This is a genomic window from Cellulosimicrobium composti (assembly GCF_009711085.1).
Lineage (GTDB): Bacteria > Actinomycetota > Actinomycetes > Actinomycetales > Cellulomonadaceae > Cellulosimicrobium > Cellulosimicrobium composti.
In genome coordinates this window covers 52596-76397 of the sequence record NZ_WMKA01000014.1, presented here as the reverse complement: position 1 = coordinate 76397, position 23802 = coordinate 52596, and the positions used below count along the sequence as shown (strand labels likewise).

General features: G+C 74.6%; 21 protein-coding genes. 7 read left to right on the top strand and 14 right to left on the bottom strand.

Annotation, left to right across the window (positions count from 1 at the left end; genetic code table 11):
- The first annotated feature begins 43 nt into the window (after positions 1 to 43).
- Together GJV82_RS08415 and GJV82_RS08410 are read left to right on the top strand one after the other, a co-directional pair.
- Positions 44 to 2137 (top strand): endonuclease/exonuclease/phosphatase family protein, encoded by a 2094-nt coding sequence (locus GJV82_RS08415; protein WP_155098904.1) that lies wholly within the window; start codon positions 44 to 46, stop codon positions 2135 to 2137.
- Positions 2138 to 2186: 49 nt separating this feature from the next.
- Positions 2187 to 2660, top strand: a complete 474-nt coding sequence (locus tag GJV82_RS08410) for a hypothetical protein (protein ID WP_155098903.1) — start codon at positions 2187 to 2189, stop codon at positions 2658 to 2660.
- A 50-nt stretch (positions 2661 to 2710) separates the two neighbouring features.
- On the opposite strand, the gene GJV82_RS08405 is transcribed toward GJV82_RS08410, so the two are convergent.
- Positions 2711 to 4162 carry an NAD(P)H-quinone dehydrogenase gene (locus tag GJV82_RS08405; protein WP_024841163.1) on the bottom strand — a complete coding sequence of 484 codons (1452 nt, stop codon included), beginning with the start codon at positions 4160 to 4162 and terminating at the stop codon, positions 2711 to 2713.
- Positions 4163 to 4281: 119 nt separating this feature from the next.
- On the opposite strand from GJV82_RS08405, the gene GJV82_RS08400 reads away from it, so the two are divergent.
- Genes GJV82_RS08400 through GJV82_RS08380 form a run of 5 tightly spaced genes read left to right on the top strand, consistent with a single transcriptional unit; the run spans position 4282 to position 10525 of the window.
- The gene (locus tag GJV82_RS08400) at positions 4282 to 5133 is read left to right on the top strand and encodes a purine-nucleoside phosphorylase (protein WP_155098902.1); all 852 of its coding nucleotides are present in this window, start codon (positions 4282 to 4284) and stop codon (positions 5131 to 5133) included.
- A 1-nt stretch (position 5134) separates the two neighbouring features.
- Positions 5135 to 6982, top strand: a complete 1848-nt coding sequence (locus GJV82_RS08395; RefSeq protein ID WP_155098901.1) for a phospho-sugar mutase — start codon at positions 5135 to 5137, stop codon at positions 6980 to 6982.
- A gap of 58 nt (positions 6983 to 7040) precedes the next feature.
- Positions 7041 to 8102, top strand: coding sequence for a deoxyribose-phosphate aldolase (gene deoC, locus GJV82_RS08390; protein ID WP_155098900.1), 1062 nt, complete (start codon positions 7041 to 7043; stop codon positions 8100 to 8102).
- 18 nt (positions 8103 to 8120) lie between these two features.
- Positions 8121 to 9593: an aldehyde dehydrogenase family protein gene (locus GJV82_RS08385; protein ID WP_024841158.1), complete on the top strand. Its 1473-nt coding sequence runs from the start codon at positions 8121 to 8123 to the stop codon at positions 9591 to 9593.
- The gene (locus tag GJV82_RS08380) at positions 9593 to 10525 is read left to right on the top strand and encodes an aldehyde dehydrogenase family protein (RefSeq protein WP_155098899.1); all 933 of its coding nucleotides are present in this window, start codon (positions 9593 to 9595) and stop codon (positions 10523 to 10525) included. The genes GJV82_RS08385 and GJV82_RS08380 overlap by 1 nt, the downstream gene beginning before the upstream one ends.
- Before the next feature lie 66 nt (positions 10526 to 10591).
- Here GJV82_RS08380 and GJV82_RS08375 read toward each other — a convergent pair whose 3' ends face one another.
- The 13 genes from GJV82_RS08375 to GJV82_RS08315 form a co-directional block, all read right to left on the bottom strand.
- Positions 10592 to 11722: an adenosine deaminase gene (locus GJV82_RS08375; RefSeq protein ID WP_024841156.1), complete on the bottom strand. Its 1131-nt coding sequence runs from the start codon at positions 11720 to 11722 to the stop codon at positions 10592 to 10594.
- A 51-nt stretch (positions 11723 to 11773) separates the two neighbouring features.
- A complete protein-coding gene (locus GJV82_RS08370) occupies positions 11774 to 12013 on the bottom strand; it encodes a hypothetical protein (RefSeq protein WP_024841155.1) in 240 nt (79 codons plus the stop codon).
- A 43-nt stretch (positions 12014 to 12056) separates the two neighbouring features.
- A complete protein-coding gene (locus GJV82_RS08365) occupies positions 12057 to 13013 on the bottom strand; it encodes a hypothetical protein (RefSeq protein ID WP_155098898.1) in 957 nt (318 codons plus the stop codon).
- Positions 13010 to 13357: a DUF202 domain-containing protein gene (locus GJV82_RS08360; protein ID WP_162289596.1), complete on the bottom strand. Its 348-nt coding sequence runs from the start codon at positions 13355 to 13357 to the stop codon at positions 13010 to 13012. The genes GJV82_RS08365 and GJV82_RS08360 overlap by 4 nt, the downstream gene beginning before the upstream one ends.
- Positions 13354 to 13797: a YidH family protein gene (locus GJV82_RS08355; protein WP_312028562.1), complete on the bottom strand. Its 444-nt coding sequence runs from the start codon at positions 13795 to 13797 to the stop codon at positions 13354 to 13356. The genes GJV82_RS08360 and GJV82_RS08355 overlap by 4 nt, the downstream gene beginning before the upstream one ends.
- Positions 13787 to 15121 (bottom strand): thymidine phosphorylase, encoded by a 1335-nt coding sequence (locus tag GJV82_RS08350; protein WP_318657433.1) that lies wholly within the window; start codon positions 15119 to 15121, stop codon positions 13787 to 13789. Before GJV82_RS08350 ends, GJV82_RS08355 begins: the two co-directional genes overlap by 11 nt.
- A gap of 44 nt (positions 15122 to 15165) precedes the next feature.
- On the bottom strand, positions 15166 to 15630 hold the full coding sequence (locus GJV82_RS08345; RefSeq protein ID WP_115942258.1) for a cytidine deaminase: 465 nt from the start codon (positions 15628 to 15630) through the stop codon (positions 15166 to 15168).
- Positions 15631 to 15637: 7 nt separating this feature from the next.
- A complete protein-coding gene (locus GJV82_RS08340; protein WP_115942257.1) occupies positions 15638 to 16933 on the bottom strand; it encodes an ABC transporter permease in 1296 nt (431 codons plus the stop codon).
- The gene (locus tag GJV82_RS08335; protein WP_115943583.1) at positions 16930 to 18243 is read right to left on the bottom strand and encodes an ABC transporter permease; all 1314 of its coding nucleotides are present in this window, start codon (positions 18241 to 18243) and stop codon (positions 16930 to 16932) included. The genes GJV82_RS08340 and GJV82_RS08335 overlap by 4 nt, the downstream gene beginning before the upstream one ends.
- 11 nt (positions 18244 to 18254) lie before the next feature.
- Positions 18255 to 19889: an ABC transporter ATP-binding protein gene (locus GJV82_RS08330; RefSeq protein WP_024841147.1), complete on the bottom strand. Its 1635-nt coding sequence runs from the start codon at positions 19887 to 19889 to the stop codon at positions 18255 to 18257.
- 156 nt (positions 19890 to 20045) lie between these two features.
- A complete protein-coding gene (locus tag GJV82_RS08325) occupies positions 20046 to 21140 on the bottom strand; it encodes a BMP family lipoprotein (RefSeq protein ID WP_024841146.1) in 1095 nt (364 codons plus the stop codon).
- Between the two features lie 227 nt (positions 21141 to 21367).
- Entirely contained in the window at positions 21368 to 22567 is a 1200-nt protein-coding gene (locus tag GJV82_RS08320; RefSeq protein WP_024841145.1) for an amidohydrolase, read from the bottom strand.
- On the bottom strand, positions 22564 to 23712 hold the full coding sequence (locus tag GJV82_RS08315; RefSeq protein ID WP_155098895.1) for a mannose-1-phosphate guanylyltransferase: 1149 nt from the start codon (positions 23710 to 23712) through the stop codon (positions 22564 to 22566). The genes GJV82_RS08320 and GJV82_RS08315 overlap by 4 nt, the downstream gene beginning before the upstream one ends.
- Positions 23713 to 23802 lie beyond the last annotated feature (90 nt).

Sequence of the window (23802 nt, the reverse complement as noted above, 5' to 3'; positions counted from 1 at the left end):
GTGTGGTGCGGATCACACCGACCGCCCGGTAGCGTCTGCCCTCGTGAGCGCAGCGCAGCCCGCGTCGCCCCGGTCCGCCACCCGGCCCGACCGCCGCGACCTCGTCCCCCTCGTCCTCCTGGCGACCGTCACGGCCGTCGTCGTCGAGCTCGTCCGGTCGAGCGGTCCCCTGCTCGACCACGCGTTCACGGCGGGCGTCGTCACCGTGGCGCTCACGGCGCTCGCGACGTACGCGGCGCCGGGCGTGCTCGTCGTGATGATCGCGGCCCGCCTCGAGCTCACGGGCAAGGTCGTGCTGCTCGCGGTCGCGTCGCTCGTCGTGGCCCGGCTCGCGGTCCAGGGCCTCGGCGCGGCGATCGTCGCGGGCGTGGACCTCGGGCTCGTCCGGTACGGCGTGGGCCTGGCCTCCGTCGCGCTCGGCGTCGGCGTGCTCGTGCTCGTCGCCGCGTTCGTGAGCGGAGCCGGCCGCGAGACCGCTGCGGGCGCGGACCCGGGCGCGCACGAGACGGGCCCCGACGCGGACGCGGCCCCCTCCCGCACGGGCGTCGTGCTCGCGCGCGGCTCGCGCGTCGCGCTCGGCGTCACGCTCGGCGCCCTGCTCGCCGCGGCGCTGAGCACCGTGCTCGGGACGTGGGACGCCTACTGGCGCGCCGACGTCGCGGGCTGGGTCGTGACGGTCGCCGTCACGGGTGCCGCCGGGACGTGCGCGTGGCTGCTCCGCGGCCGCGCCGCCCTCCCCGGCGCGCGCGGGCTGTGGGTGCTCGGACCGTTCCTCGCGCTCGCCGTGCAGGCGCTCGCCAACCCGGCGTTCGCGGCGTCGCAGGCGGGCGTCGCCCTGCCGTTCGCCGTCGCCGGCGTGGCGGTCGCCGCCGCGCTCACCGCGTGGCTCGTGCCGTGGGCGGGCCGCGCGTCCCGACCGGGCTCGCCGTGGGCGGCCCCCGCGCTGCTCGTCGTGGGCGTCGCGGTCGTGTTCCTCGCCGTGCCCCGCACCGACGGCCCCGGGACCGTCGGGGGCCGGGCGCTCCTCGTCCTCCTCGTGCTCCTCGCCCCCGCCGCGGCGCGCACCGTCGCGCTCGCGCTCACGCGGCCCGCGCGCCCGCTCACCTGGCTCCGGCTCGCGGGCGCCGCGAGCGTCGCCGGGCTGACGACGGTCGTGCCGCTGCTCGGGTACCAGCTCGAGTACGACGTGCCGCTGCCCGTCCCGCACACGCTCGTGCCGGTCGCCGCCGCGGTCGCGCTCGCGGTGCCCGCCGTCGTCGCCGGGCTCCGCGCGCGCGGCACCCTGGAGGCCGCCCCCGCGACCTCGCGCACCCCGGGGCTCGGGGCGGCCGCGGTCCTCGCCGCGGTGGTCGCCGTGCTCGCGCTCGTCGGCACGTCGCAGGCGCACGTGCCCACCACGACGTCGGCCGTGGCCGACTACCCCGTCGGCGAGCTGCGGGTCCTCGACTGGAACCTGCACTACGGCGTGAGCGCCGACCCGTCGGTGCGGCTCGACGAGATGGTCGCCACGATCGACGAGTCGGGGGCCGACGTCGTGACCCTCCAGGAGGTCTCGCGCGGGTGGGTGCTCGGCGGCGGCGCGGACATCGCGACGTACCTCGCGCGTGCGACGGGCATGCGCGTCGTCTTCGTGCCCGCGGCCGACCGGCAGTTCGGCAACGCGATCCTCTGGGACCCGCTGCGCGGCGACCTCGCCGACGTCGCCCGCCACGCGCTGCCGTACGGCGCCGGGCCGCAGGAGCGCTCCGCGGTGTCCGCCACGGTCGACGCGGCGGGCGTGCCCGTGCGCGTGACGTCCGTGCACCTGCAGCACCGTGAGGAGAGCACGCCGACGCGGCTCGACCAGCTCGCGGCGCTCTTCGCCGAGGAGCCCGTCGAGGGCGCGACGGTGCTCGCGGGCGACCTCAACGCCGAGCCGGGCTGGGACGAGATCGCGCTCGTCGAGGAGCACGGCCTCGAGAGCGGGCAGGACGTCGCGGGCGACCCCGACGCCCTCACCTCGCCCGCCGTCGCCCCCGCGCACCGCATCGACTGGGTGTTCGGCTCGGACACCGTGACGTTCCGCTCGTTCGCGGTGTTCGACGTGACGGCGTCCGACCACCGGCCGCTGCTCGCCGAGATCCGCGCCCGAGACTGACCGCGGTCCCCGCCCCCGCCGCGCCGCGGGGCAGGGTTAGGGTCGACGGGTGCGCATCGAGCTGACCGTGACCGAGGCCGTCGAGATCGCGCGCGCGACGGGCGGGCTGCCGCCGTTCGTGCGCTCGGTGACCGGCGAGGGGGACGACGTGCGCGTCGTCGCCGACCTGCGCGAGGTCCCGGACCCGCCGTCGGCGCTGCGGCTCGCCGCGCGCCTCGTGCCGGTCGTGCGCGCGACGCTCCACGTCGAGTCCGTCGTGGCGGGCACGGCGGTCCTCGCGGTCGAGGCGAACGCGGCCGGGCTGCCCGCGCACAAGCTCCTCGGCTTCGCCGAGGCCCCCGTCCAGCGCGCGCTGCGGTCGCGCGGGCTGCCGCCGCAGGCCGTGCGCGTGCTGCCCGAGCTGCGCGTCGCGGTCGACGTGCAGGCGCTGCTCGGCGGCGTCCTCGAGCACACGTTCCCCGGGTTCCAGCTCACCGAGCTCGCGTACGCCGACGGGAGCCTGCGGCTCGACGGCCGCCTCTGACGATCCGGTCGCGCGGCCCTCGCCCGACGAGCCGGGCTGCGCGCCCGCGCTCAGCTCTCGTGCTGGTGGAGCATGCGCGCGACCTCCGCGATCGACCCCGAGAGCGACGGGTAGACCGTGAAGGCGGACGCGACGTCGTCGACCGTGAGCCGGTGCGACACGGCGAGCGTGATGGGGAACACGAGCTCGCTCGCGCGCGGCGCGACGACGACCCCGCCCAGCACGACCCCCGCCTCGGGGTGCGCGAACAGCTTGACGAAGCCGTCGCGCATGCCGAGCATCTTCGCGCGCGGGTTGCGCGCCAGCGGGAGCATCGTCGTGACGTACTTGCTGTTCTGCGCCTTGAGCCGCTCCTCGCTGTACCCGACGGTCGCGATCTCGGGCGCGGTGAAGATGTTGGCCGCGACGGTCCGCAGCTTGATCGGCGTCACGGCGTCGCCGAGCGCGTGCGACATCGCGACGCGCCCCTGCATCGCCGCCACCGACGCGAGCGGCAGCACGCCCGTGCAGTCGCCCGCGGCGTACACGCCGCGCACGGACGTGCGCGACACCTTGTCGACCTCGACGTGACCGCTCGGCGTGAGCCGCACGCCCGCCTCCTCCAGCCCGATGCCGCTCGTGGAGGGGACGGCGCCCACCGCGATGAGCACGTGGGAGCCCTCGACGACCCGGCCGTCGGCGAGCGTCACGCGCACGCCGTCCGCGGTGCGCTCGGCGGACTCGGCGCGCGAGCGCGACATGACGGTCATCCCGCGCGAGCGGAACACGCCCTCGAGCAGCTCCGCCGCGTCGGCGTCCTCGCCCGGCAGGACGCGGTCGCGGCTCGACACGAGGACGACGTCCGAGCCCAGCGCGTTGTACGCGCCCGCGAACTCGGCGCCCGTGACGCCCGAGCCGACGACGACGAGCCGCTCCGGCAGCTCGGACAGGTTGTAGAGCTGCGTCCACGTGAGGATGCGCTCGCCGTCCGGCTGCGCGGTCGGCAGGACGCGGGGCGTCGCGCCGACGGCGAGGAGGATCACGTCCGCGTCGAGCACGAGCGGGCCGTCGCCGCCGTCGGGCGCGTCGACCACGACCCTCTCGGGGCCGTCGAGCCGACCCTCGCCGAGCACGACGCGCACGCCCTCGCGCTCGAGGCGCGCGTGGATGTCCGCCGACTGCGCGGCCGCGAGCGCCATGACGCGCGAGTTCACGGCCTCCAGGTCGACGATGTGGCGTCGCATCGCGGGGTGCTGCGCCTTCGCGGTGTCGACAGGCAGGCGGATGCCGAGCTCGGCGGCGCGCTCGGCGATGGTCATCCAGTCCGCCGTGGCGATGAGGGTCTTGGACGGGACGACGTCCGTGAGGACCGCCGCGCCGCCGAGGCCCTGCCGCTCGACGACCGTGACGTCGGCGCCGAGCCGGCGGGCGACGAGAGCGGCCTCGTAGCCGCCGGGCCCACCTCCGAGGACGACGATGCGGGTGGCCTGGTGGTCGATGCTCGCGTGCGTCACGCCGGACATTCTGTCAGGCCGACGCGCCTTGCGGTGTCAGCATGCGAGACGCCCGGGCCGGTCAGGGGCGTGCGGCGGGCGCTCCGCTCGCCGCGTCACGCCTCCCCGGACGGACTAGCCTTGCGACCATGACGACGACGCCTGCGAGCACACCCCCGCTCGACGACCCCGCGACCGACCCGTTCCTCGTGGCCCGGGCCGCGGCCGACCACATCGCGCAGGCCACCGGGGTCGACGGGCACGACATGGCCCTCGTGCTCGGCTCGGGCTGGGGCGGCGCCGCGGAGCTCCTGGGCGAGGTCGTCGCGGAGGTCCCGACGCACGAGATCCCCGGGTTCTCGGCGCCCGCGGTCGCGGGCCACCTGTCGGTGACGCGCTCGATCCGCGTCGAGCGCGCCGACGGCTCCGTGCGGCACGCGCTCGTGCTCGGCTCCCGCACGCACCTGTACGAGGGCAAGGGGGTGCGCGCCGTCGTGCACGGGGTGCGCACGGCCGCGGCCACCGGCGCCGAGACGGTGATCCTCACGAACGGGTGCGGCGGGCTCAACCAGGAGTGGGGCGCGGGCACTCCCGTGCTGCTCTCCGACCACATCAACCTCACCGGGCGCAGCCCGCTCGAGGGGCCGACGTTCGTCGACCTCACCGACGTCTACTCGCCGCGGCTGCGCGAGCTCGCGCACCGCGTCGACCCGACCCTCCCGGAGGGCGTCTACGCGCAGTTCCCGGGCCCGCACTACGAGACCCCCGCCGAGGTCCGCATGGCGGGGATCCTCGGGGCGGACCTCGTCGGCATGTCGACGACGCTCGAGGCGATCGCGGCACGCCACTGCGGTCTCGAGGTGCTCGGCGTCTCGCTCGTGACGAACCTCGCCGCGGGCATCAGCCCGACGCCGCTCTCCCACGCCGAGGTCATCGAGGCCGGCCAGGCCGCGGGGCCCCGGATCAGCGCACTCCTGGCCGACATCGCGAAGCTGGTGTGACATGACCGACCGCACGACGGGCTACCGGGACGCGGCGGACGCCGCGGACGACCCCGCCTTCGACCCCGGGACCGACCGCTCCGCCTTCCTCGAACGCGTCGCGGCGTGGATCGACGACGACGTCGACGCGGACGACCAGGACGAGCTGCGGCGTCTGCTCGACCTCGCCGACTCGTCCGACCCGCGCCAGCACGACGTGCGCGCGTCGGCGCTCGCCGAGCTCCAGGACCGGTTCTCCGGGCCCCTGGAGTTCGGCACCGCGGGACTGCGCGGTCGCATGGCGGCCGGCCCGCACCGCATGAACCGCGCGGTCGTGATCCGCGCGGCGGCCGGTCTCGGCACGTTCCTGCTCGACACGCTCGGGCCCGCGGGCGCGGGCGGGGCGTCGCGCCCGCGCGTCGTCGTCGGCTTCGACGCGCGGCACCGCTCGCGGACGTTCGCCGTCGACAGCGCGGCGGTGCTCACCGCGGCGGGCGTCGAGGTCCTCGTGCTCCCGTCGGCCCTGCCGACGCCGGTCCTCGCGTTCGCGGTGCGACGGCTCGGCGCGGACGCGGGCGTCATGGTCACCGCGAGCCACAACCCCCCGGCCGACAACGGGTACAAGGTCTACCTCGGCGGCCGCGTCGTCACCGACTCGGGCCAGGGCGCCCAGATCGTGCCGCCCTACGACGCACGGATCGCCGCCGCCATCGCCGCCGTCGGGCCCGCGCGCGCGGTGCCCCGCGCGGGCTCGGGCTGGACCGTCCTGGGTCACGACGTCGTCGACGCGTACGTGCGCTCGGTCCTCGCGCTGTCCGACGGCGCGCCCCGGCGTCTCAAGGTCGTCACCACCGCGCTGCACGGCGTGGGCGGCGAGACGGTCGCGCACGTGCTGCGCGACGCGGGCTTCACGACCGTCGTGCCGGTCGAGGAGCAGCTCGACCCGAACCCCGACTTCCCGTCCGTGGCGTTCCCCAACCCGGAGGAGCCCGGCGCGATGGACCTCGCGCTCGCCGTCGCGCAGGACGCGGGCGCGGACGTCGTGCTCGCCAACGACCCCGACGCCGACCGGTGCGCCGTCGCGGTGTTCGACCCGCGCGTCGGCACCTACCAGGGTGCGGAGACCGCGCGCTCGAACGGGTGGCGCATGCTGCACGGCGACGAGGTGGGCGCGCTCCTCGGCGACGACGTCGCGCGCCGGGTCGCGGCCTCCGGCGGTCAGGGCGTCCTCGCGTGCTCGGTGGTGTCCTCGCGACTGCTCGGGAAGATCGCGGCCGCGCACGGGCTCGGCTTCGCCACGACGCTCACCGGCTTCAAGTGGATCTCCCGTGTCGACGGCCTGGTGTTCGGCTACGAGGAGGCGCTCGGCTACTGCGTCGACCCCGCGCACGTGCGCGACAAGGACGGCATCAGCGCCGCGCTGCTCGTCGCGCAGCTCGCGAACCGGCTCAAGGCGGAGGGCCGCACGCTCGTCGACGCGCTCGACGACCTGGCACGCCAGCACGGCCTCCACGTGAGCGATCAGCTCTCCGCGCGGTTCACCGACCTCGACCGCATCGGCGAGACGATGACGCACCTGAGGGCCGCTCCCCCGCGCACGCTCGCGGGGGCCGGCGTCTCGGACGTCGCCGACCTGTCGGCCGGCCTGGACGGCCTGCCGCCCACCGACGGCGTGCGCATCCTCACGGCGGACGGCACGCGCGTCATCGTGCGCCCGAGCGGGACCGAGCCGAAGGTGAAGTGCTACCTCGAGGTCGTGCTGCCCGTCGCCCCCGACGCGTCCCACGACGACCTCACCGCGGCCCGCGCCGCCGCACGGGCTCGCCTCGACCGCGTGAAGGCGGACATGCAGAGGGCGCTCGGGCTGTGACCTCTGGTACGGCTCGCGGCGGCCCGCCGCGAGCCGTACCGACGGGTAACCTGGTGCGATGAGCACAACGACACCGACGTCGGTCGCCGAGACCGGCCGGGCGGGCACCGGGACGGCGCCGGCGACCCCGGGCGCCGCCGACCGGTCCGCCTCCGAGATCGCCGATCTCGCGCGCTCCGTGACCGGGTCCGCCAGCCTCGACGACACCGCCTGGCGGCGCTACCTCCACGGGCTCCCGGGCGTCGACAAGGTCGGCGCGGACGGCCGCGCGGCGGCGCTGAGCACGCGGTCGATCAAGACGACCTCGAAGGCCTGGGCGCTCGACACGATCATCCGCATGGTCGACCTCACGACGCTCGAGGGCGCGGACACGCCCGGGAAGGTGCGCGCGCTCGCCGCGAAGGCCGTGCGCCCCGAGCCCGCGGACCCGACCTGCCCCTCCGCTGCCGCCGTGTGCGTGTACAACGACCTCGTCCCCGTCGCCGTGGAGGCGCTCGCCGGGACGGGCGTCAAGGTCGCCGCCGTCTCGACCGCGTTCCCCTCCGGGCGCGCGAGCCGTGCGGTGCGCCTCGCGGACACGCGCGACGCCGTCGAGGCCGGCGCGGACGAGATCGACATGGTCATCGACCGCGGCGCGTTCCTCTCGGGTCGCTACTCCCAGGTGTACGAGGACATCGTCGCGGTGCGCGAGGAGTGCCGGGCGAACGGGCGCCACGCGCACCTCAAGGTCATCCTCGAGACGGGCGAGCTCGCCACGTACGACAACGTGCGCCGCGCGTCCTGGCTCGCGATGCTCGCGGGGGCCGACTTCATCAAGACGAGCACCGGCAAGATCTCGCCCGCGGCGACGCTCCCGGTGACGATCGTCATGCTCGAGGCCGTGCGCGACTTCCGCGCGCTGACGGGCGTGCCGATCGGGGTCAAGCCCGCGGGCGGCATCCGCACGTCGAAGGACGCCATCAAGTACCTCGTCGCGGTCAACGAGACCGCGGGCGCCGACTGGCTCGACCCCGACTGGTTCCGGTTCGGGGCGTCGTCGCTGCTCAACGACGTGCTCATGCAGCGCAACAAGCTCGCCACCGGCACCTACTGGGGCCCCGACTACGTGACCGTCGACTGAGCGGGACTGAAGGACACCATGACCACCACAGCCAGCACGGCCGGCTCGCCGTTCGAGTACGCGCCGGCCCCCGAGTCGCGCTCCGTCGTCGACATCGCGTCGTCGTACGGCCTGTTCGTCGACGGCGAGTTCACGCCCGCGTCGGACTCCGGCTCGTTCAAGACCGTCAACCCCGCCACCGAGGAGGTCCTCGCCGAGGTCGCGGAGGCGACCGAGGAGGACGTGGACCGCGCCGTCCGCGCCGCGCGCCGCGCGCAGGAGAAGGTGTGGGGACCCATGCCGGGCCGCGAGCGCGCCAAGTACCTCTTCCGCATCGCGCGCCTGCTCGCCGAGCGCTCGCGCGAGTTCGCGGTGCTCGAGACCCTCGACAACGGCAAGCCGATCCGGGAGTCGCGCGACGTCGACGTCCCGACGGCCGCCGCGCACTTCTTCTACTACGCGGGCTGGGCCGACAAGCTCGAGCACGCCGGGTACGGGCCGGACCCGCGACCGCACGGCGTCGCCGCGCAGGTCATCCCGTGGAACTTCCCGCTGCTCATGCTCGCGTGGAAGATCGCGCCCGCGCTCGCGACGGGCAACACGGTCGTGCTCAAGCCCGCCGAGACGACGCCGCTCACGGCGCTGCTCTTCGCGGACCTGCTGCGCCAGGCCGAGCTGCCGCCCGGCGTCGTCAACATCGTCACGGGCGCGCGCGCCACGGGCTCGGCCCTGGTCAACCACCCGGACGTGGACAAGATCGCGTTCACCGGCTCGACCGCCGTCGGCAAGCGCATCGCGAAGGAGATCGCGGGCACGCGCAAGCACGCGACGCTCGAGCTCGGCGGCAAGGCCGCGAACATCGTGTTCGACGACGCGCCGGTCGACCAGGCGATCGAGGGCATCGTCAACGGCATCTTCTTCAACCAGGGCCAGGTGTGCTGCGCCGGCTCGCGCCTCCTCGTCCAGGAGACGATCGCCGAGGAGCTCGTGGAGCGACTCAAGGCGCGGCTCGGCACGCTGCGCGTGGGCGACCCGATGGACAAGAACACCGACGTCGGCGCGATCAACTCGCCGCAGCAGCTCGCGCGCATCACCGAGCTCGCCGACGCCGGCACGGCCGAGGGCGCGACGCGCTGGAGCCCGGACTGCGAGCTCCCGTCGTCGGGATACTGGTTCGCCCCGACGCTCTTCACGGGCGTCTCCGCCGCGCACCGCATCGCACGCGAGGAGATCTTCGGGCCGGTGCTCAGCGTCCTGACGTTCCGCACGCCCGCCGAGGCGGTCGCCAAGGCGAACAACATCCCGTACGGCCTCTCCGCGGGGATCTGGACGGAGAAGGGGTCGCGCATCCTCTGGATGGCGGACCAGCTGCGCGCGGGCGTCGTGTGGTCCAACACCTTCAACCGGTTCGACCCGACCAGCCCGTTCGGCGGCTACAAGGAGTCCGGCTACGGACGCGAGGGCGGCCGGCACGGCCTGGCGCCCTACCTGATCGAGGGGAGCACGTACTGATGGCCCGCACGACGAAGGCGCTCACGACGACGCGCACCGCGCCCGAGCGCCTGGGCGTGCGCAAGACGTACAAGCTCTACGTGGGCGGGAAGTTCCCCCGCAGCGAGTCGGGCCGCACGTACGAGGTGACGGACGCCAAGGGCCGGTTCCTCGCGAACGTCGCCCAGGGCTCGCGCAAGGACGCGCGCGAGGCCGTGGTCGCGGCGCGCGCGGCGCAGGCGACGTGGGCGGGCGCGACGGCGTACAACCGCGGCCAGGTGCTCTACCGCGTGGCGGAGATGCTCGAGGGGCGCCGCGAGCAGTTCGTCGCCGAGGTCGCCGCGGGCGAGGGCCTGCCCGTCCGCCAGGCCGAGCTCGCGGTCTCCGAGGCGATCGACCGCTGGGTCTGGTACGCGGGCTGGACCGACAAGGTCGCGCAGGTCGCCGGCTCGGCCAACCCCGTCGCGGGCCCGTACTTCAACCTGTCGTCGCCCGAGCCGACGGGCGTCGTCGTGGTGCTCGCCCCGCAGCGCTCGTCGCTGCTGGGCCTCGTCTCGACGATCGTCCCGCCGCTCGTCACGGGTAACTCCGTGATCGTCGTGGCCAGCGAGCGGCGGCCGATCCCGGCCGTGACGCTGTCCGAGGTGCTCGCCACGTCGGACGTCCCCGGTGGCGTGGTCAACGTCCTCACGGGCTTCACCAAGGAGCTCGCTCCCCCGCTCGCGTCGCACCTCGACGTCAACGCGATCGACCTCGCGGGTGCCGTGGGCGCCGAGGGCGTCACGTGGGGCGAGGTCGAGGCCGCCGCGGCCGACTCGGTGAAGCGCGTCCTGCGACCCGCCCCGGGCCGCCGTGGCGAGGACGCCGAGCCGGACTGGACCGAGGCCCCGCGCCCGCAGCGCATCCTCGCGTTCACCGAGACCAAGACCGTCTGGCACCCGAAGGGCGTCTGACCGCACGACGACGGTGCCGTGATCGCCTCGATCACGGCACCGTCGTCGTGTGCTCCGACCGGTCGGTCAGAGCTGCGCGCCCTGGACCTCCTGGAACCCCGGGAGGATCACGTCGTCGACGAGCGCGCGGCGCTCGTCGTGGTGGACGAACGCGCTCCACGCGGCGGTCATCGTGACGTCGGCGAGGTCGTCGACCGTCCACCCCGCGTGCTCGACGAGCAGGGCCATCTCCTGCGTCATCGTCGTGCGCGACATGAGCCGGTTGTCGGTGTTGAGCGTGACGGCGAAATCGAGCTCCTTGAGGCGCGTGATCGGGTGCGCGGCGATTGACGCCGCCGCGCCCGTCTGCACGTTCGAGGACGGGCACAGCTCGAGCGGGATCTGGTGGTCCCGGACCCAGTGCGCGAGGAGCCCGAGCGCGGCGGTGCCGGACTCGCCCTCGGCACTGTGGGGGAACTCGGGGTCGAACGTGATGTCCTCGACGATCCGCACGCCGTGCCCGATGCGGCTCGCCTGCCCGAGGTGCACCGCCTCGGCGATCGACCCGGGGCCCGCGGCCTCGCCCGCGTGGATCGTCACGGGGAAGTCGTTCTCCGCCAGGTAGCGCCAGATCTCCGCGTGGCGCGAGGGCGGGAAGCCGTCCTCGGCGCCCGCGATGTCGAACCCGACGACGCCGTTCGCACGGTTCGCGACGGCGAGCTCGGCGATCTCCTGCCAGCGGTCGGCGTGGCGCATCGCGGTGACGAGCTGACCGACGCGGATGGTGCGGCCCTCGGCCGCCGCCTCGGCGACGCCCTGCTCGATGCCGGCCTGCACGGCGTCGACGGTCTCCTGGAGCGTGAGGCCGCGCTGGAGGTGCTGCTCGGGCGCCCAGCGCTGCTCGGCGTACACGACGCCGTCGCGCGCGAGGTCGAGCACGGCCTCGCGCGCCACGCGGGCCAGCGCGGCGGGGGTCTGCATGACCGCGATGGTGTGGTCGAAGGTCTCGAGGTAGCGCACGAGCGAGCCGGAGTCGGCGGACTCGGCGAACCACGCCCCGAGCGACTCGGCGTCGTCCGCCGGGAGCTGGTGCCCCACGTCGGCGGCGAGCTCGAGGACGGTCGCGGGGCGCAGACCGCCGTCGAGGTGGTCGTGCAGCACGACCTTGGGCAACGAGCGGATGACGTCGACCGTCAGGGGGGCGTTCTCGGTGGTCATGCGCTCACGGTACCGGCCGGTACGCGCGCGTTCGCGCCGAGGGCCGCGCGGTCAGGCGTAGTCGTCGTCGTCGGTGGGCACGGTCGACGCCTGCTCGACGACGTCGGCCTCGTTCGCCTCGCCCTCGAGGTCGGGGCGCGGGGTGCGGGGCGTGTACTCGTCGATCTCGTGCTCGGTGTCCTCGACGCCCGGGCCCGGGTCCTCGACCTCCTCGACGAGGCTCACGACCTCGTCGTCCGGCTCGGCGAGTCCGGCGTCTCGCCATGCGTCGTTCCCGGGCACGGTGCTCATCGCGTCTCCTCACCTGACGGTCGGCGCACCACGGTCGTGGCGGCTACGCCCATCCTGCGTCGGGGCGAGCGCTCTCGCCAGCCCGGCCCGCGGGCAGGAGCGCCCAGCACACGTGCGGCCAGCCCCCGAGCGCGCGGCGCGCCACGGGCACCCGGACTGCTTCGTGGAGGGCGGCGGCCGGGAGGTCGTGCAGCGTGCCCGACGACGGCTCGTAGACGGTGCAGCGCCGCGCCTGCGGGTCGGCGCGCGTGAGCAGGACGACGTGCCGCGGGACGGCGGTCGCGATCCCGTGCGCGAGGTCGCCGCCGGTGAAGAGCGGCACGGGCACGCCGCGCGCCGCGGCGACGAGCGCCGCACGGAGCACGGGGCCGCCGTCGGCGTCCTCTCCCCCGGCGACCGTGCGCTCGACGAAGCGGACGTCCGCGTGGCGCGCGACGCGCGCGGCGCCCCAGGGCGGCGTCCCGAGCGCCGCGGGCCACGGCAGCGGGCCGAGCGAGCGCGCGTTGGTGCGCCGCTTGACCGCCTGCTGCAGCGCCCGGAAGCGGGCCGTGCTCTGCGCGAGCGTGCTCCGCGGCGGGGTGGTCCCGCCGGGCCGCAGCCCGGTCGTGAGCCAGAGCGCGAGGACCGGGTCGCCCGCGGCGGCGAGCAGGCCGAGGACGGCCGAGCAGCACGTCGTGCCGTCGGTCTGCCGGGCGCGCGCCCCGCCGAGCTCGAGCGCCCGGACGCGCGGGGCGTCGTCGTGCCCGCCCGACGGCGCGAGACGGCCCAGCGGGTCGACGACGGCACGGCGGGCCGCCGGGTCGAGCGCGCGGAGCGTCCGGGCGAGCGCCTCGACGCGCTGCTCCGGGTGCCCCGCGCGGCGCGCGAGGTCGAGCGCGTGCCGCGGGTCGGCGTCGGGCACGTAGGCCCCCGCGGGCGGTGGGGCAGGCAGCCCGCGCGCGGGGCCGAGCCGCGCCACGTCCGTGATCCGCAGCGCGCCGAGCACGTCCCGGAGGCTCATGCGGCGCCCGCACCGCGCCCGAACGCCCACACCGCGCCCACGAGCGCGAGCGCGACGACGAGCGCGACCACGCGCACGAGGAACGCGAACGAGTGGAGCCGCCCGTCGCCGGGGAGCCCGCCCGACGGGGCCCGCAGGACCGCGGGCACGAGCGCGAGGACGCCGACGGCGGCCGCCGCGCACACCGTGACCGTGGAGCCCGCGCGCAGCCCTGCGCCCGCGAGCACCAGCGACCCCAGCACCACGCCGAGGACCGTGCGCTGCCACGACAGGGCGGTGCGCTCGGGCTGCAGCCCCTCGTCGCGGGGCGGCGGCCCGGCAGCGGGACCGGGGTCCGTGGTCACGGCCAGGTCGCCGATCCGACGGCGTACCCGGCGAGGAGCACCGCGAGCACGACGACCCCGGTCACGAGCACCGGCAGCCCGCTCGGGGCGGGCAGCGGCTCGCGCAGCCGCAGCGCACGCTCGTTGCGCCGCCACGACACGAGCGCGTACCCCGCGAAGCACGCGCCGACGAGGCACGCGACGCCCGCGACGACGTCGAGGACGCCGGGCATCCCGGCGAACGTCGCGAACGACGTCAGCGCGACGCCACCCGCGACGAGCCCGAGTCCGGTGCGCACCCACGCGAGCGCCGTCCGCTCGTTCGCGAGGCTGAACCGGGCGTCCGGCTCCGTCCCGACCCCGTAGACGGACCGGGGTCGCCGTGTGTCGGGACGCTGGCCGGCGCCCTCCGCGGCGCCCTGGTCGTCCGCCGCCACCCCGGTCCCGCGCTCAGTCGACACGGTCGAGGACGACGGGGCGACGCTCGACGACGGTGCCGGGCGCCGCGATCGACCACCCGCCCTCGAGCGCCTGCACGGCACGCTCGAAGCGCTCGGGCGTGTCGGTGTGGAGCGTCATGAGGTGCTGCCCCTTGCGCACGACGTCGCCGGGCTTGGCGAACAGCTCGACGCCCGCGCCGGCCTGCACCGGGTCCTCCTTGCGCGCGCGGCCAGCGCCGAGCCGCCACGCGGCGACACCGACGGCGTACGCGTCGAGACGCTCCAGCACGCCGTCGCGGTCCGCGACGACGTGCTCGCGCTCGCGCGCCACGGGCAGCGGCGCGCGCGAGTCGCCGCCCTGCTCGGCGATCATCTCGCGCCACTTGTCGAGGGCACGACCGCCGACGAGCGCGTGCCGCACGTCGTCCTCGTCCTGCGGACGGCCCGCGCCGGCGAGCATCTCGAGCGCGAGCGCGACCGTGAGGTCGACGACGTCCTGCGGCCCCTCGCCCTTCATCACCTCGACGGACTCGCGCACCTCGAGCGCGTTGCCCGCGGTGAGCCCGAGCGGCGTGGACATGTCGGTGAGCAGCGCCACGGTCCGCACGCCCGCGTCGCTCCCGAGGTCCACCATCGTGCGCGCGAGCTCGCGCGCCGAGTCGAGCTCCTTCATGAACGCGCCGGAGCCGACCTTCACGTCCAGGACGAGCGCGCCCGTACCCTCGGCGATCTTCTTGCTCATGATCGAGCTCGCGATGAGCGGGATCGACTCGACCGTCCCCGTCACGTCGCGCAGTGCGTACAGAAGGCGGTCCGCGGGCGCGAGGCCCGAGCCCGCCTGGCAGATCACGGCGCCCACGTGCTCGAGCGCGTTCATCATCTGCTCGTTCGTCAGCGCCGCGCGCCAGCCGGGGATCGCCTCGAGCTTGTCGAGCGTGCCGCCGGTGTGACCCAGGCCGCGGCCCGAGAGCTGCGGCACCGCGACGCCGTACACCGCGACGAGCGGCGCGAGCGGCAGGGTGATCTTGTCGCCCACCCCCCCGGTCGAGTGCTTGTCCGCCGTCGGGCGCGAGAGCCCGGAGAAGTCCATGCGCTCGCCGGACGCGATCATCGCCTGGGTCCAGCGGCCGATCTCGGTGCGGTCCATGCCGTTGAGGTAGATCGCCATCGCGAGCGCGGCCATCTGCTCCTCGGCGACGACGCCGCGCGTGTAGGCGTCGATCACCCAGTCGATCTGGGCCGGCTCGAGCCGCTGTCCGTCCCGCTTGGTCCGGATGACGTCGACGGCGTCGAACGGCTCGGGCGCGGGGCCCTCCCCCTCGGCACGGTCCGCGTCGCCCGGCACGTCCTCGTTCTCGGTCCCGTCCTGCCGGTCCGCGTCGTCGCTGGTCACGGGCGCTCCTCCAGATCCTCGGGCCCGAAGGCGTCGGGCAGCACGTCCCTCATCGTCTTGATACCACGCACGGTGTCGACCAGCAGGTCGGGTCCCCCGTGCTCCCACAGGAGCTGGCGGCAGCGCCCGCACGGCATGAGCGTCTCCCCGTTGCGGTCCACGCACGCGAACGCCACGAGACGGCCACCGCCCGAGCCGACGAGCGCGCTCACGAGCGAGCACTCGGCGCACAGCGTCACGCCGTAGGCGGCGTTCTCGACGTTGCACCCGACGAGCACCCGGCCGTCGTCCGCGATCGCGGCCGCCCCCACGGGGAAGCCCGAGTACGGCGCGTACGCGCGCGTCATGATGTCGCGCGCCGCGGCGCGCAGCGCGTCCCAGTCGACCGCCGGCCCGGCGGCGGGCCCGCCGGGGCCCGTCCCCTCGCCCGGCCGGGCTCCGCCGTCGTGCACGTGCGTCATGCGGTCCTCACTTCACGTAGGGGATGCCCTCGGCGGCGGGCGGGCGCACGCGCCCGACGAGGCCGGCGACGGCGAAGATCGTCACGACGTACGGCGTCATGAGCATGATCTGGCTCGGGATCGGCGTCCCGACGATGCCGAGCACGGTCTGGAGGTTGTCGGAGAACCCGAACAGGAGCGCCGCGACGAGCGCGCCCACCGGGTTCCAGCGCCCGAGGATCATCGCCGCCAGGGCGATGAAGCCCTTGCCGCCCGTCATCTCCTTGCCGAACGCGAGGCCCGCCGCGACGGTGAAGAACGCGCCGCCGAGGCCGGCGACCGCGCCGCCGAGGATCGTGTTGCGCACGCGCGTCGCGTTGACCTTGATGCCGACGGTGTCCGCCGCCTTGGGGTGCTCGCCCACCGCGCGCAGGCGCAGGCCCCAGCGCGAGCGGAACAGGAACACCTGCAGGAGCGCCACGACGACGTACATGATGTAGACGAGCAGCGTCTGGCGGAACAGCACCGGGCCGACCACGGGGATCTGCGACAGCACCGGGATCTCGAGGACGGGCAGCGGCGTGCGCGTGTTCCACGTCCCCGGGTCCTCGGTGAGCACCGTCGAGTACAGGTAGCTCGTCACGCCCACGACCAGCACGTTGAGCACGACGCCGACGATGATCTGGTTCACCCAGTACTTGACCGAGAAGATCACGAGCAGGACGCCCACGAGCGCGCCCGCGATCGGCGCCGCCACGAGGCCCGCGTACGCGGACGACGTGAGCGACGCGACGACGGCCGCGAGGAACGCGCCCGCGAGGAGCTGGCCCTCGATCGCGATGTTGATGATGCCGACGCGCTCGCACAGCACGCCCGAGAGCGCGCCGAACACGAGCGGCACGGCGAGGAACAGCGAGCCCTGCAGGAGTCCCGTGAGCGGGATCGCGGCCTTGCCCGCGCCGGCCCAGGACAGGAACGCGAAGACGACGAGGACGCCGAACACGATGGGCAGCCAGATGCCGACCTTGCGCCGGTCGCGCGCCGCCCAGAAGGACAGGCCCGCGAGCAGCAGCGCGAGGATCGACAGGAAGAGGGCCGCGCCCGTCGAGCTGACCGTGATCGGCTCGATCTGGAAGAAGTCGTTCGCGGTCGAGAGGCGGAACGTCGTCTGCTGCCCGCCCGCGGGCAGCAGCGCGAAGAACACGAGCGAGAGCAGCCCGATGACCGCGTAGGCGATCGGGGCGCGCCAGCTGATCGGCGGGAGCGGCTTCGCGGCGCGCGGGGCGGCCGGGGCCGCGGGAGCCGTGGTGGTCGCGGTGCTCATGCTCCCGCCTCCTGCGTCGTCGGGGTGGTCGAGGACGTCGCGCGCGCCCGGCGGCGCGCGGCGTGGCGCTCCGCGCGCGTCGGGCCGCCCGGTGTCGGGAGCCGGAAGATCGCGCGCACGAGCGGCGGGGCGGCGATGAACAGCACGATGAGGGACTGGACGACGAGCACGATGTCGATCGGCGTGCCCGTGCGGGCCTGCATCGCGAAGCCGCCGGCCCGCAGCGCGCCGAACAGCAGGCCAGCGAGGACCGTCCCGAGCGGCCGCGAACGACCGAGCAGGGCGACCGTGATCGCGTCGAACCCGAAGCTCGCCGCGACGCCGGCCGTGAGCACCTTCTCCGTCCCGAGCACCTGCGCGGCGCCGCCCAGGCCGGCGAGCGCGCCCGCGATCGCCATGACCCAGACCGTCACCCACGCGACCGAGATGCCGGCCGTCCGCGCGGCGTGCGGGTTCTCGCCGACCGCCCGGAAGCGGAAGCCGAGCGTCGAGCGCTCCATGAGCCACCACACGCCCACCGCGGCGAGCAGCGCGAGCAGGAAGCCCAGGTGGAGGCGGAAGCCCTGGCCGAGCACGAGCGGGAAGGTCGCCGAGCCGGGGATCGGCGGGCTGATCGGGTTGCTGCTGCCCGGGCGCTGGAACGCGGTCGTCGTGAGCAGGTACGCCACGAGGTACACCGCGATGTTGTTGAGCATGATCGTGACGATCACCTCGTGCGCGCCGGTGCGCGCCTTGAGGACGCCCGCGATGCTGGCCCAGATCGCGCCGCCGAGCGCGGCGCCGAGCACCGCGAGGAGCAGGTGCAGCCCCGGCGGGAGCGAGAACGTGAACCCGATGAACCCGGCGAAGATGCCGCCGAGGATGATCTGGCCCTGCGCACCGATGTTGAACAGGCCCGCCCGGAAGCCGATGCCGAGGCCGAGACCGGCGAGGATGAGCGGCGTCGACACCGTCATGGTCTCGGTCAGCGGCCGCAGCGCGCGCTGCAGGTCGGGGGCGGAGAAGTTGACGACCGCGCCCTGGAAGAGGGCGCTGTAGGCGCCGAAGACGGCGCTCCACACGGCCTCGAAGAAGTCCGACGGCCGCGCGAAGAGGTACGTCGCCGCCTGCTGGACCTCGGGGTCGGCCGCGGCGATGAGGACGCCGCCGAGCACGAGGGCCGCGACGATCGCGAGCAGCGACACGAGCCAGCTGCTCTCCAGCATCTGCCGCAGGATCGTCTGGCCCGCGGGCGGCTCCGTCGCCTGCTCCGTGTGGCTGGGAGGCGCGGCGGTCGGCGGCACGACCGGCGTGCCGGCGTCGTCCGGCATGGCCTGCTGGGTCACTGGATCTCCTCCTCGCGGGCGTCCTCGGTCGCGGGGACGCGGTCCGCCGCGGTGCCCGACGGCGCGTCGTCCGCCTCGATGTCTGCCTCGCCGAGCGTCGTGTGGTGCTCCGCGGCCTGCGCGACGGCCTCGTCGAGCGGCACCCCGGCCATCATGAGGCCGAGGACGTCCCGGTCGGTGTCCCCCGGGACGACGCCGACGACGCGACCGCGGTACATCACCGCGATGCGGTCGGCGAGCGCGAGCACCTCGTCGAGCTCGGTGGACACGATGATCACGGGCGTGCCGTTGTCGCGCTCCGCCACGATGCGCTGGTGCACGAACTCGATGGAGCCCACGTCGAGGCCGCGCGTCGGCTGCGACGCGATGAGCAGGCGCAACGGCCGGGACATCTCGCGCGCGAGCACGACCTTCTGCTGGTTGCCGCCCGAGAGCGTGCCCGCGGGGACCTGCACGTTCTGGGTGCGCACGTCGAACTCCACGACGCGCTGCTCCGCGTTGTCGCGGATCGCGCCCTTGTTGAGCGCTCCGCCGCGCGAGTAGGGCACGCGGTCGAACAGGTCGAGCACGAGGTTCTCCTCCACGGAGAACGTGCCCACGATGCCGTCCGTGCTGCGGTCCTCGGGCACGTACCCGACACCCGCCGCGAGGACGTCCGCGACGCCGCGGCCCACGAGCTCGGTGTCGTCGAGCGTGATCGAGCCCGCCACCGGCTTGCGCAGGCCCACGATCGTCTCGGTGAGCTCCGTCTGCCCGTTGCCCTGCACGCCCGCGACGACGAGGATCTCGCCGCGTGCGACGTCGAGGCTCACGCGGTCGACGACCGGCGTCCCGAGGTCGTCCATGACCGTGAGGTCCGTGACGCGGAACGTCGCGTCGCCGGGCCGGGCCGGCTCCTTGTCCACGCCCAGGGAGACCGAGCGACCCACCATGAGGGACGCGAGCTCCGTCTCGCTCGCGCTCGGGTCCGCCGTGCCGACCACCTTGCCGCGCCGGATGACGGTGATGCGGTCCGCGACGGCGCGGACCTCGCGCAGCTTGTGGGTGATGAAGACGATCGACGTCCCCGCCTCCTTGAGCTGGCGCATGATCGCGATCAGCTCGTCCGTCTCCTGCGGCGTGAGGACGGCGGTCGGCTCGTCGAGGATGAGCACGCGCGCGTCGCGCGACAGCGCCTTGATGATCTCCACGCGCTGCTGGACGCCCACGGGGATGTCCTCGACCATCGCGTCGGGGTCGACCTCGAACCCGAAGCGGTCGGAGATCTCGCGCACGAGGCTCCGGGCGCGGCGCGCGTCGATCAGGCCCCCGCCCTTGACGGGCTCGTGGCCGAGCGCGACGTTCTCGGCCACGGTGAAGACCGGGACGAGCATGAAGTGCTGGTGGACCATGCCGATGCCCGCCGCCATGGCGTCGCCCGGCCCGGTGAACGCGACCGGCTGGTCGTCGACCAGGATCTCGCCGTCGTCCGGGTCGTACAGGCCGTACAGCACGTTCATGAGCGTGCTCTTGCCCGCGCCGTTCTCGCCCAGCAGGGCGTGGATCTCGCCTGGCTCGATCACCAGGTCGATGTGGTCGTTCGCGACCAGGGACCCGAACACCTTCGTGATCCCGCGCAGCTCCAGCTTCACCGGCCGGCCTCTCTGAGAACAGGGAACTCCATCGAACCGTACTTCCGTCGCGTCGGCGCCTCATGACGACGGTGGCCCGGGCAGGGTCGCCCGGGCCACCGTCCCGCCGGTCCCTCGCCCGCACCGGGCGCGGGGACCGACGGTCTCAGCGGGTCGTCACGGGGTGTTGGTCGACTCCACGACCAGGTCCCCGGCGATGATCTGCTCCTGGTACTGGGCGAGCATGTCCTGCAGCTCGGCCGGCACCGCGTCCTCGAAGTCGTGGAACGGGGCCAGGCCGACGCCCTCGTTCTCGAGCGTGCCGACGTACGGCTCGTTCGTGAAGTTGCCCTCGACCGACTCGCTCACGGTGTCGAAGACCGCCGGGCCGATCTGCTTCATGACCGAGGTGAGGATGATGTCCCCGTACTCGGTGGTGAGGAAGCCGTCCGAGTCGACCCAGATGATCTTGGCACCGGCGCCCTGCGCGGCGGCAGCCGCACCGAGACCGACCGGGCCGGCGACCGGCATGATGATGTCGGCGCCCTGGTCGATGAAGCCCTGGGCGAGGTTCTGGCCGTTGGCCTGGTTCTCGAAGTCACCGGTGAAGGAGCCCGTCTGGGCCTCCTTGTCCCAGCCGAGGACCTTGACCTCGGTGCCGTTGTCCTCGTTGTACTTCGCGACGCCGTCCACGAAGCCGTCCATGAAGATGGCGACCGACGGGATCTGGATGCCGCCGAACGTGGCGACCGTGCCCGTCTCGCTCATGCCCGCGGCGAGGTAGCCGGCGAGGAACGCGGCCTCGGCCGTGTTGAAGAGGATCGGCTTCGCGTTGTCGATCTCGACCGGGTTGAAGTCCGCGTCGGAGAACGACGAGTCGATGAGGGCGAAGTTGGTGTCGGGGTTCGCCTCGGCCGCGGCCTGGATCGGGTCCTCGAGGAGGAAGCCGACGCCGATGACGAGGTTGCAGCCCTGCTGAACCAGGTTGTCGATGTTGGGCGCGTAGTCCGTGTCCGCGGAGGACTCGACCTCGACGGCCGTGATCCCCAGCTCGGACTCCGCCTGCTCCAGGCCCTCGAACCCGGCCTGGTTGAAGGACTGGTCGTCGAACCCGCCGGCGTCCGACACCATGCACGCCGAGAAGTCGGAGTTGCCGCCCGCGGTGTCCTCGCCGCCGCCGGTGGTCTCGTCGTCCTCGGGCGCGGCGCCGCACGCGGCCAGCGCGAGCGCGGCGACGGCCGCGAGCGCGGTGACCTGAGTCGCTCTCTTCACCTGATAGCTCCTGTCGTTCTCGTAGCAGGGCCGCGCAGGGAAAGGACCCCTGGGCCCTCCCGAGCGCCGTTGCACGGGAGGACCGGTCCGTCGGCCTCTATAGGACCGAACACTAATCAGCCCGAAGGGTCGCGCACGTTACTTGCCGGTAACGCGGGCGCTTCGTTATGCAAGCGTCACTTTGCGTCTGAGGCGTGACACACCCCTGTCCACGGGTCGGGACCGCTTCACCCGCCGTGACCGGCGGCGACGCGCGCCAGGAGCCGCATGCCCGCGTCGATCGCGCGCTCGTCCACCTGCAGGTCCCCCTGGTGGATGTCGTAGCTGCGCCCGCCGGGCGTGCGCGTGCCCAGGCGCGCCATCGCGCCCGGCACCTTGGTCAGGTACCACGCGAAGTCCTCCCCGCCGAGCGACTGCTCGGTGAGCACGACGGAGTCGGGACCGAGCACGTCGCGCGCGGCCGCCTCCAGCAGGCCGGTGCACCGCTCGTCGTTCTCCACGGGCGGCACGCCGCGCGTGTGGTGCACGGTCACCTCGACCTCGTACGGCGCCACGACCTGCTCCACCGCGTCGTGCAGCACCTGCCCGGCGAACTCCCACGCGCGCACGTCGAGGCAGCGCAGGGTGCCGCGCACCGTGCCCGTGCTGGGGATCGCGTTGTGGGCCGAGCCCGCGTGCACCGCTCCCCACGTGAGGTTCACGCCCGAGCGCGGGTCCAGCCGGCGGCCCAACACCGCGGGCACCTGCGTGATGACCTGGCCCAGCGCGTACACGACGTCGCCCGTGAGGTGCGGGCGCGACGTGTGCCCGCCCGGGGACGCGATCGTCACCGACACCTCGTCGGACGCCGACGTGATCGGCCCGATGCGCGTGCCGATCCGCCCCACGTCGACCTTGGGGTCGCAGTGCACCGCGTAGATCTCGTCGACGCCGTCCATCGCCCCGGCCGCGAGCACGTCGAGCGACCCGCCCGGCTGGACCTCCTCCGCGGGCTGGAACACGAGGCGCACGCCCCGCCCCAGCTCGCCCTGCGCGTGGAGGTCGGCGAGGACCAGGCCCGCGCCCAGCACGACCGCCGTGTGCACGTCGTGGCCGCACGCGTGCGCGACGCCCGGGACGGTCGAGGCCCACGGGAGGTCGCACCTGTCCTGCAACGGCAGCGCGTCGAGGTCCGCCCGCAGCGCGACGCGCCCGCGGCCCGACGCGCCGGGCTCGGGGCCGAGGTCGCACACGAGCCCGGTGCCCGGCAGGAGCCGGGGCTCGAGCCCCTCGGCGCGCAGTCGCTCGGCGAGCAGCGCGGTCGTGCGCGTCTCGGCGCGCGACACCTCGGGGTGGGCGTGGAGGTCGCGGCGCACGGCCACGACCTCCTCCACGTGGCGGGCCGCGGCGGCGCCGATGCGGGCGGCGACGGTCACGTCGGCGCTCACAGGAGCTCGTCCATCCCGAGCTCGCGCACCGTGTCGACCATCGACTTCACCTGCTGCGCGCGGGCCCGCGTCGTGACGAGCAGGGCGTCCGGGGTGTCGACCACGACGACGTCGTCGAGGCCCAGGACCGTGACGACGCGGTCGCTCGCCGGGACGACGACCGACCCGGCGCTCTCCCGGCGCACGACCCGGCCGGTGTCGCCGAGGACCTTCGAGCCCGCGCCGTCGACCGACGGCAGGAGCGCGGCGAGCGAGTTGAAGTCCCCCACGTCGTCCCAGCCGAACGTGCCGGGCACGACGGCGACCCCGCCCACCGCGGCGACGGGCTCGGCCACGGCGTGGTCGATCGCGATCCTCTCCAGCGCGGGCCAGCGCTCGGCGAGCACCCGGTCCCGGTCGGGCCCGTCCCAGGCCGCCGCGATCGCGCGCAGGCCGTCGTGCAGCTCGGGGCGCTGGTCCGCGAGGTGGCCGAGCAGCACCGACGAGCGCACGATGAACATGCCCGCGTTCCAGCGGTACTCCCCCGACGCGAGGTAGCGCTGCGCGGTCGCGGCGTCGGGCTTCTCCGTGAAGCCGCGCACGTGCTGCGCGGTCGGTGCGCCCGCGACGCCGAGGGGGTCCCCGCTGTGCACGTACCCGAACGCCGTCGACGGCCGCGACGCCGCGATGCCGATCGTCACGACGTACCCGGCGCGCGCGGCCTCGACCGCCTCGCGCACGGACCGCTCGAACGCGTCGCGCCCCGTGATGACCTGGTCGGCCGCGAACGACCCGACGACGACGTCGCCGTGCCGCTCCTCGAGGACGGCGGCCGCGAGCCCGATCGCCGCCATGGAGTCGCGCGGGGACGGTTCGGCGAGCACGTTCGCGGCCGGGAGACCCGGGAGCTGCGTGCGCGCCGCGGCGACGTGCCGGTCGCCCGTGACGAGGACGACGCCCTGCTCGCCGGCGAGCGGGACGAGCCGGTCGACCGTCGCCTGGAGCAGCGACCGGCCGGAGCCCGTGAGGTCGAGGAGGAACTTGGGCGACCCCGCCCGGGAGAGCGGCCACAGCCGCGTGCCCGCGCCTCCCGCCGGGACGACGGCGTGGAAGCCGGGGATCGGCGACGCGGCCGCGGCGGACGGAGGGAGAGGCGAGGAGGCCATGGGTGCCAGCATAGTGAGCCGGACAGTTCCCCCGCGGGCTGTGGGATCAGTCACAAACGCCCCGCGCAGGGCCGTTCCACCGCTGTCGGC

Excerpts from the sequence above, each read along its gene's own strand:
- GJV82_RS08405 (WP_024841163.1), bottom strand. The coding sequence starts at position 4,162 with ATGTCCGGCGTGACGCACGCGAGCATCGACCACCAGGCCACCCGCATC.
- GJV82_RS08400 (WP_155098902.1), top strand. The coding sequence starts at position 4,282 with ATGACGACGACGCCTGCGAGCACACCCCCGCTCGACGACCCCGCGACC.
- GJV82_RS08395 (WP_155098901.1), top strand. The coding sequence starts at position 5,135 with ATGACCGACCGCACGACGGGCTACCGGGACGCGGCGGACGCCGCGGAC.
- deoC (WP_155098900.1), top strand. The coding sequence starts at position 7,041 with ATGAGCACAACGACACCGACGTCGGTCGCCGAGACCGGCCGGGCGGGC.
- GJV82_RS08385 (WP_024841158.1), top strand. The coding sequence starts at position 8,121 with ATGACCACCACAGCCAGCACGGCCGGCTCGCCGTTCGAGTACGCGCCG.
- GJV82_RS08380 (WP_155098899.1), top strand. The coding sequence starts at position 9,593 with ATGGCCCGCACGACGAAGGCGCTCACGACGACGCGCACCGCGCCCGAG.
- GJV82_RS08375 (WP_024841156.1), bottom strand. The coding sequence starts at position 11,722 with ATGACCACCGAGAACGCCCCCCTGACGGTCGACGTCATCCGCTCGTTG.
- GJV82_RS08370 (WP_024841155.1), bottom strand. The coding sequence starts at position 12,013 with ATGAGCACCGTGCCCGGGAACGACGCATGGCGAGACGCCGGACTCGCC.
- GJV82_RS08365 (WP_155098898.1), bottom strand. The coding sequence starts at position 13,013 with ATGAGCCTCCGGGACGTGCTCGGCGCGCTGCGGATCACGGACGTGGCG.
- GJV82_RS08345 (WP_115942258.1), bottom strand. The coding sequence starts at position 15,630 with ATGACGCACGTGCACGACGGCGGAGCCCGGCCGGGCGAGGGGACGGGC.
- GJV82_RS08340 (WP_115942257.1), bottom strand. The coding sequence starts at position 16,933 with ATGAGCACCGCGACCACCACGGCTCCCGCGGCCCCGGCCGCCCCGCGC.
- GJV82_RS08335 (WP_115943583.1), bottom strand. The coding sequence starts at position 18,243 with ATGCCGGACGACGCCGGCACGCCGGTCGTGCCGCCGACCGCCGCGCCT.
- GJV82_RS08315 (WP_155098895.1), bottom strand. The coding sequence starts at position 23,712 with ATGGCCTCCTCGCCTCTCCCTCCGTCCGCCGCGGCCGCGTCGCCGATC.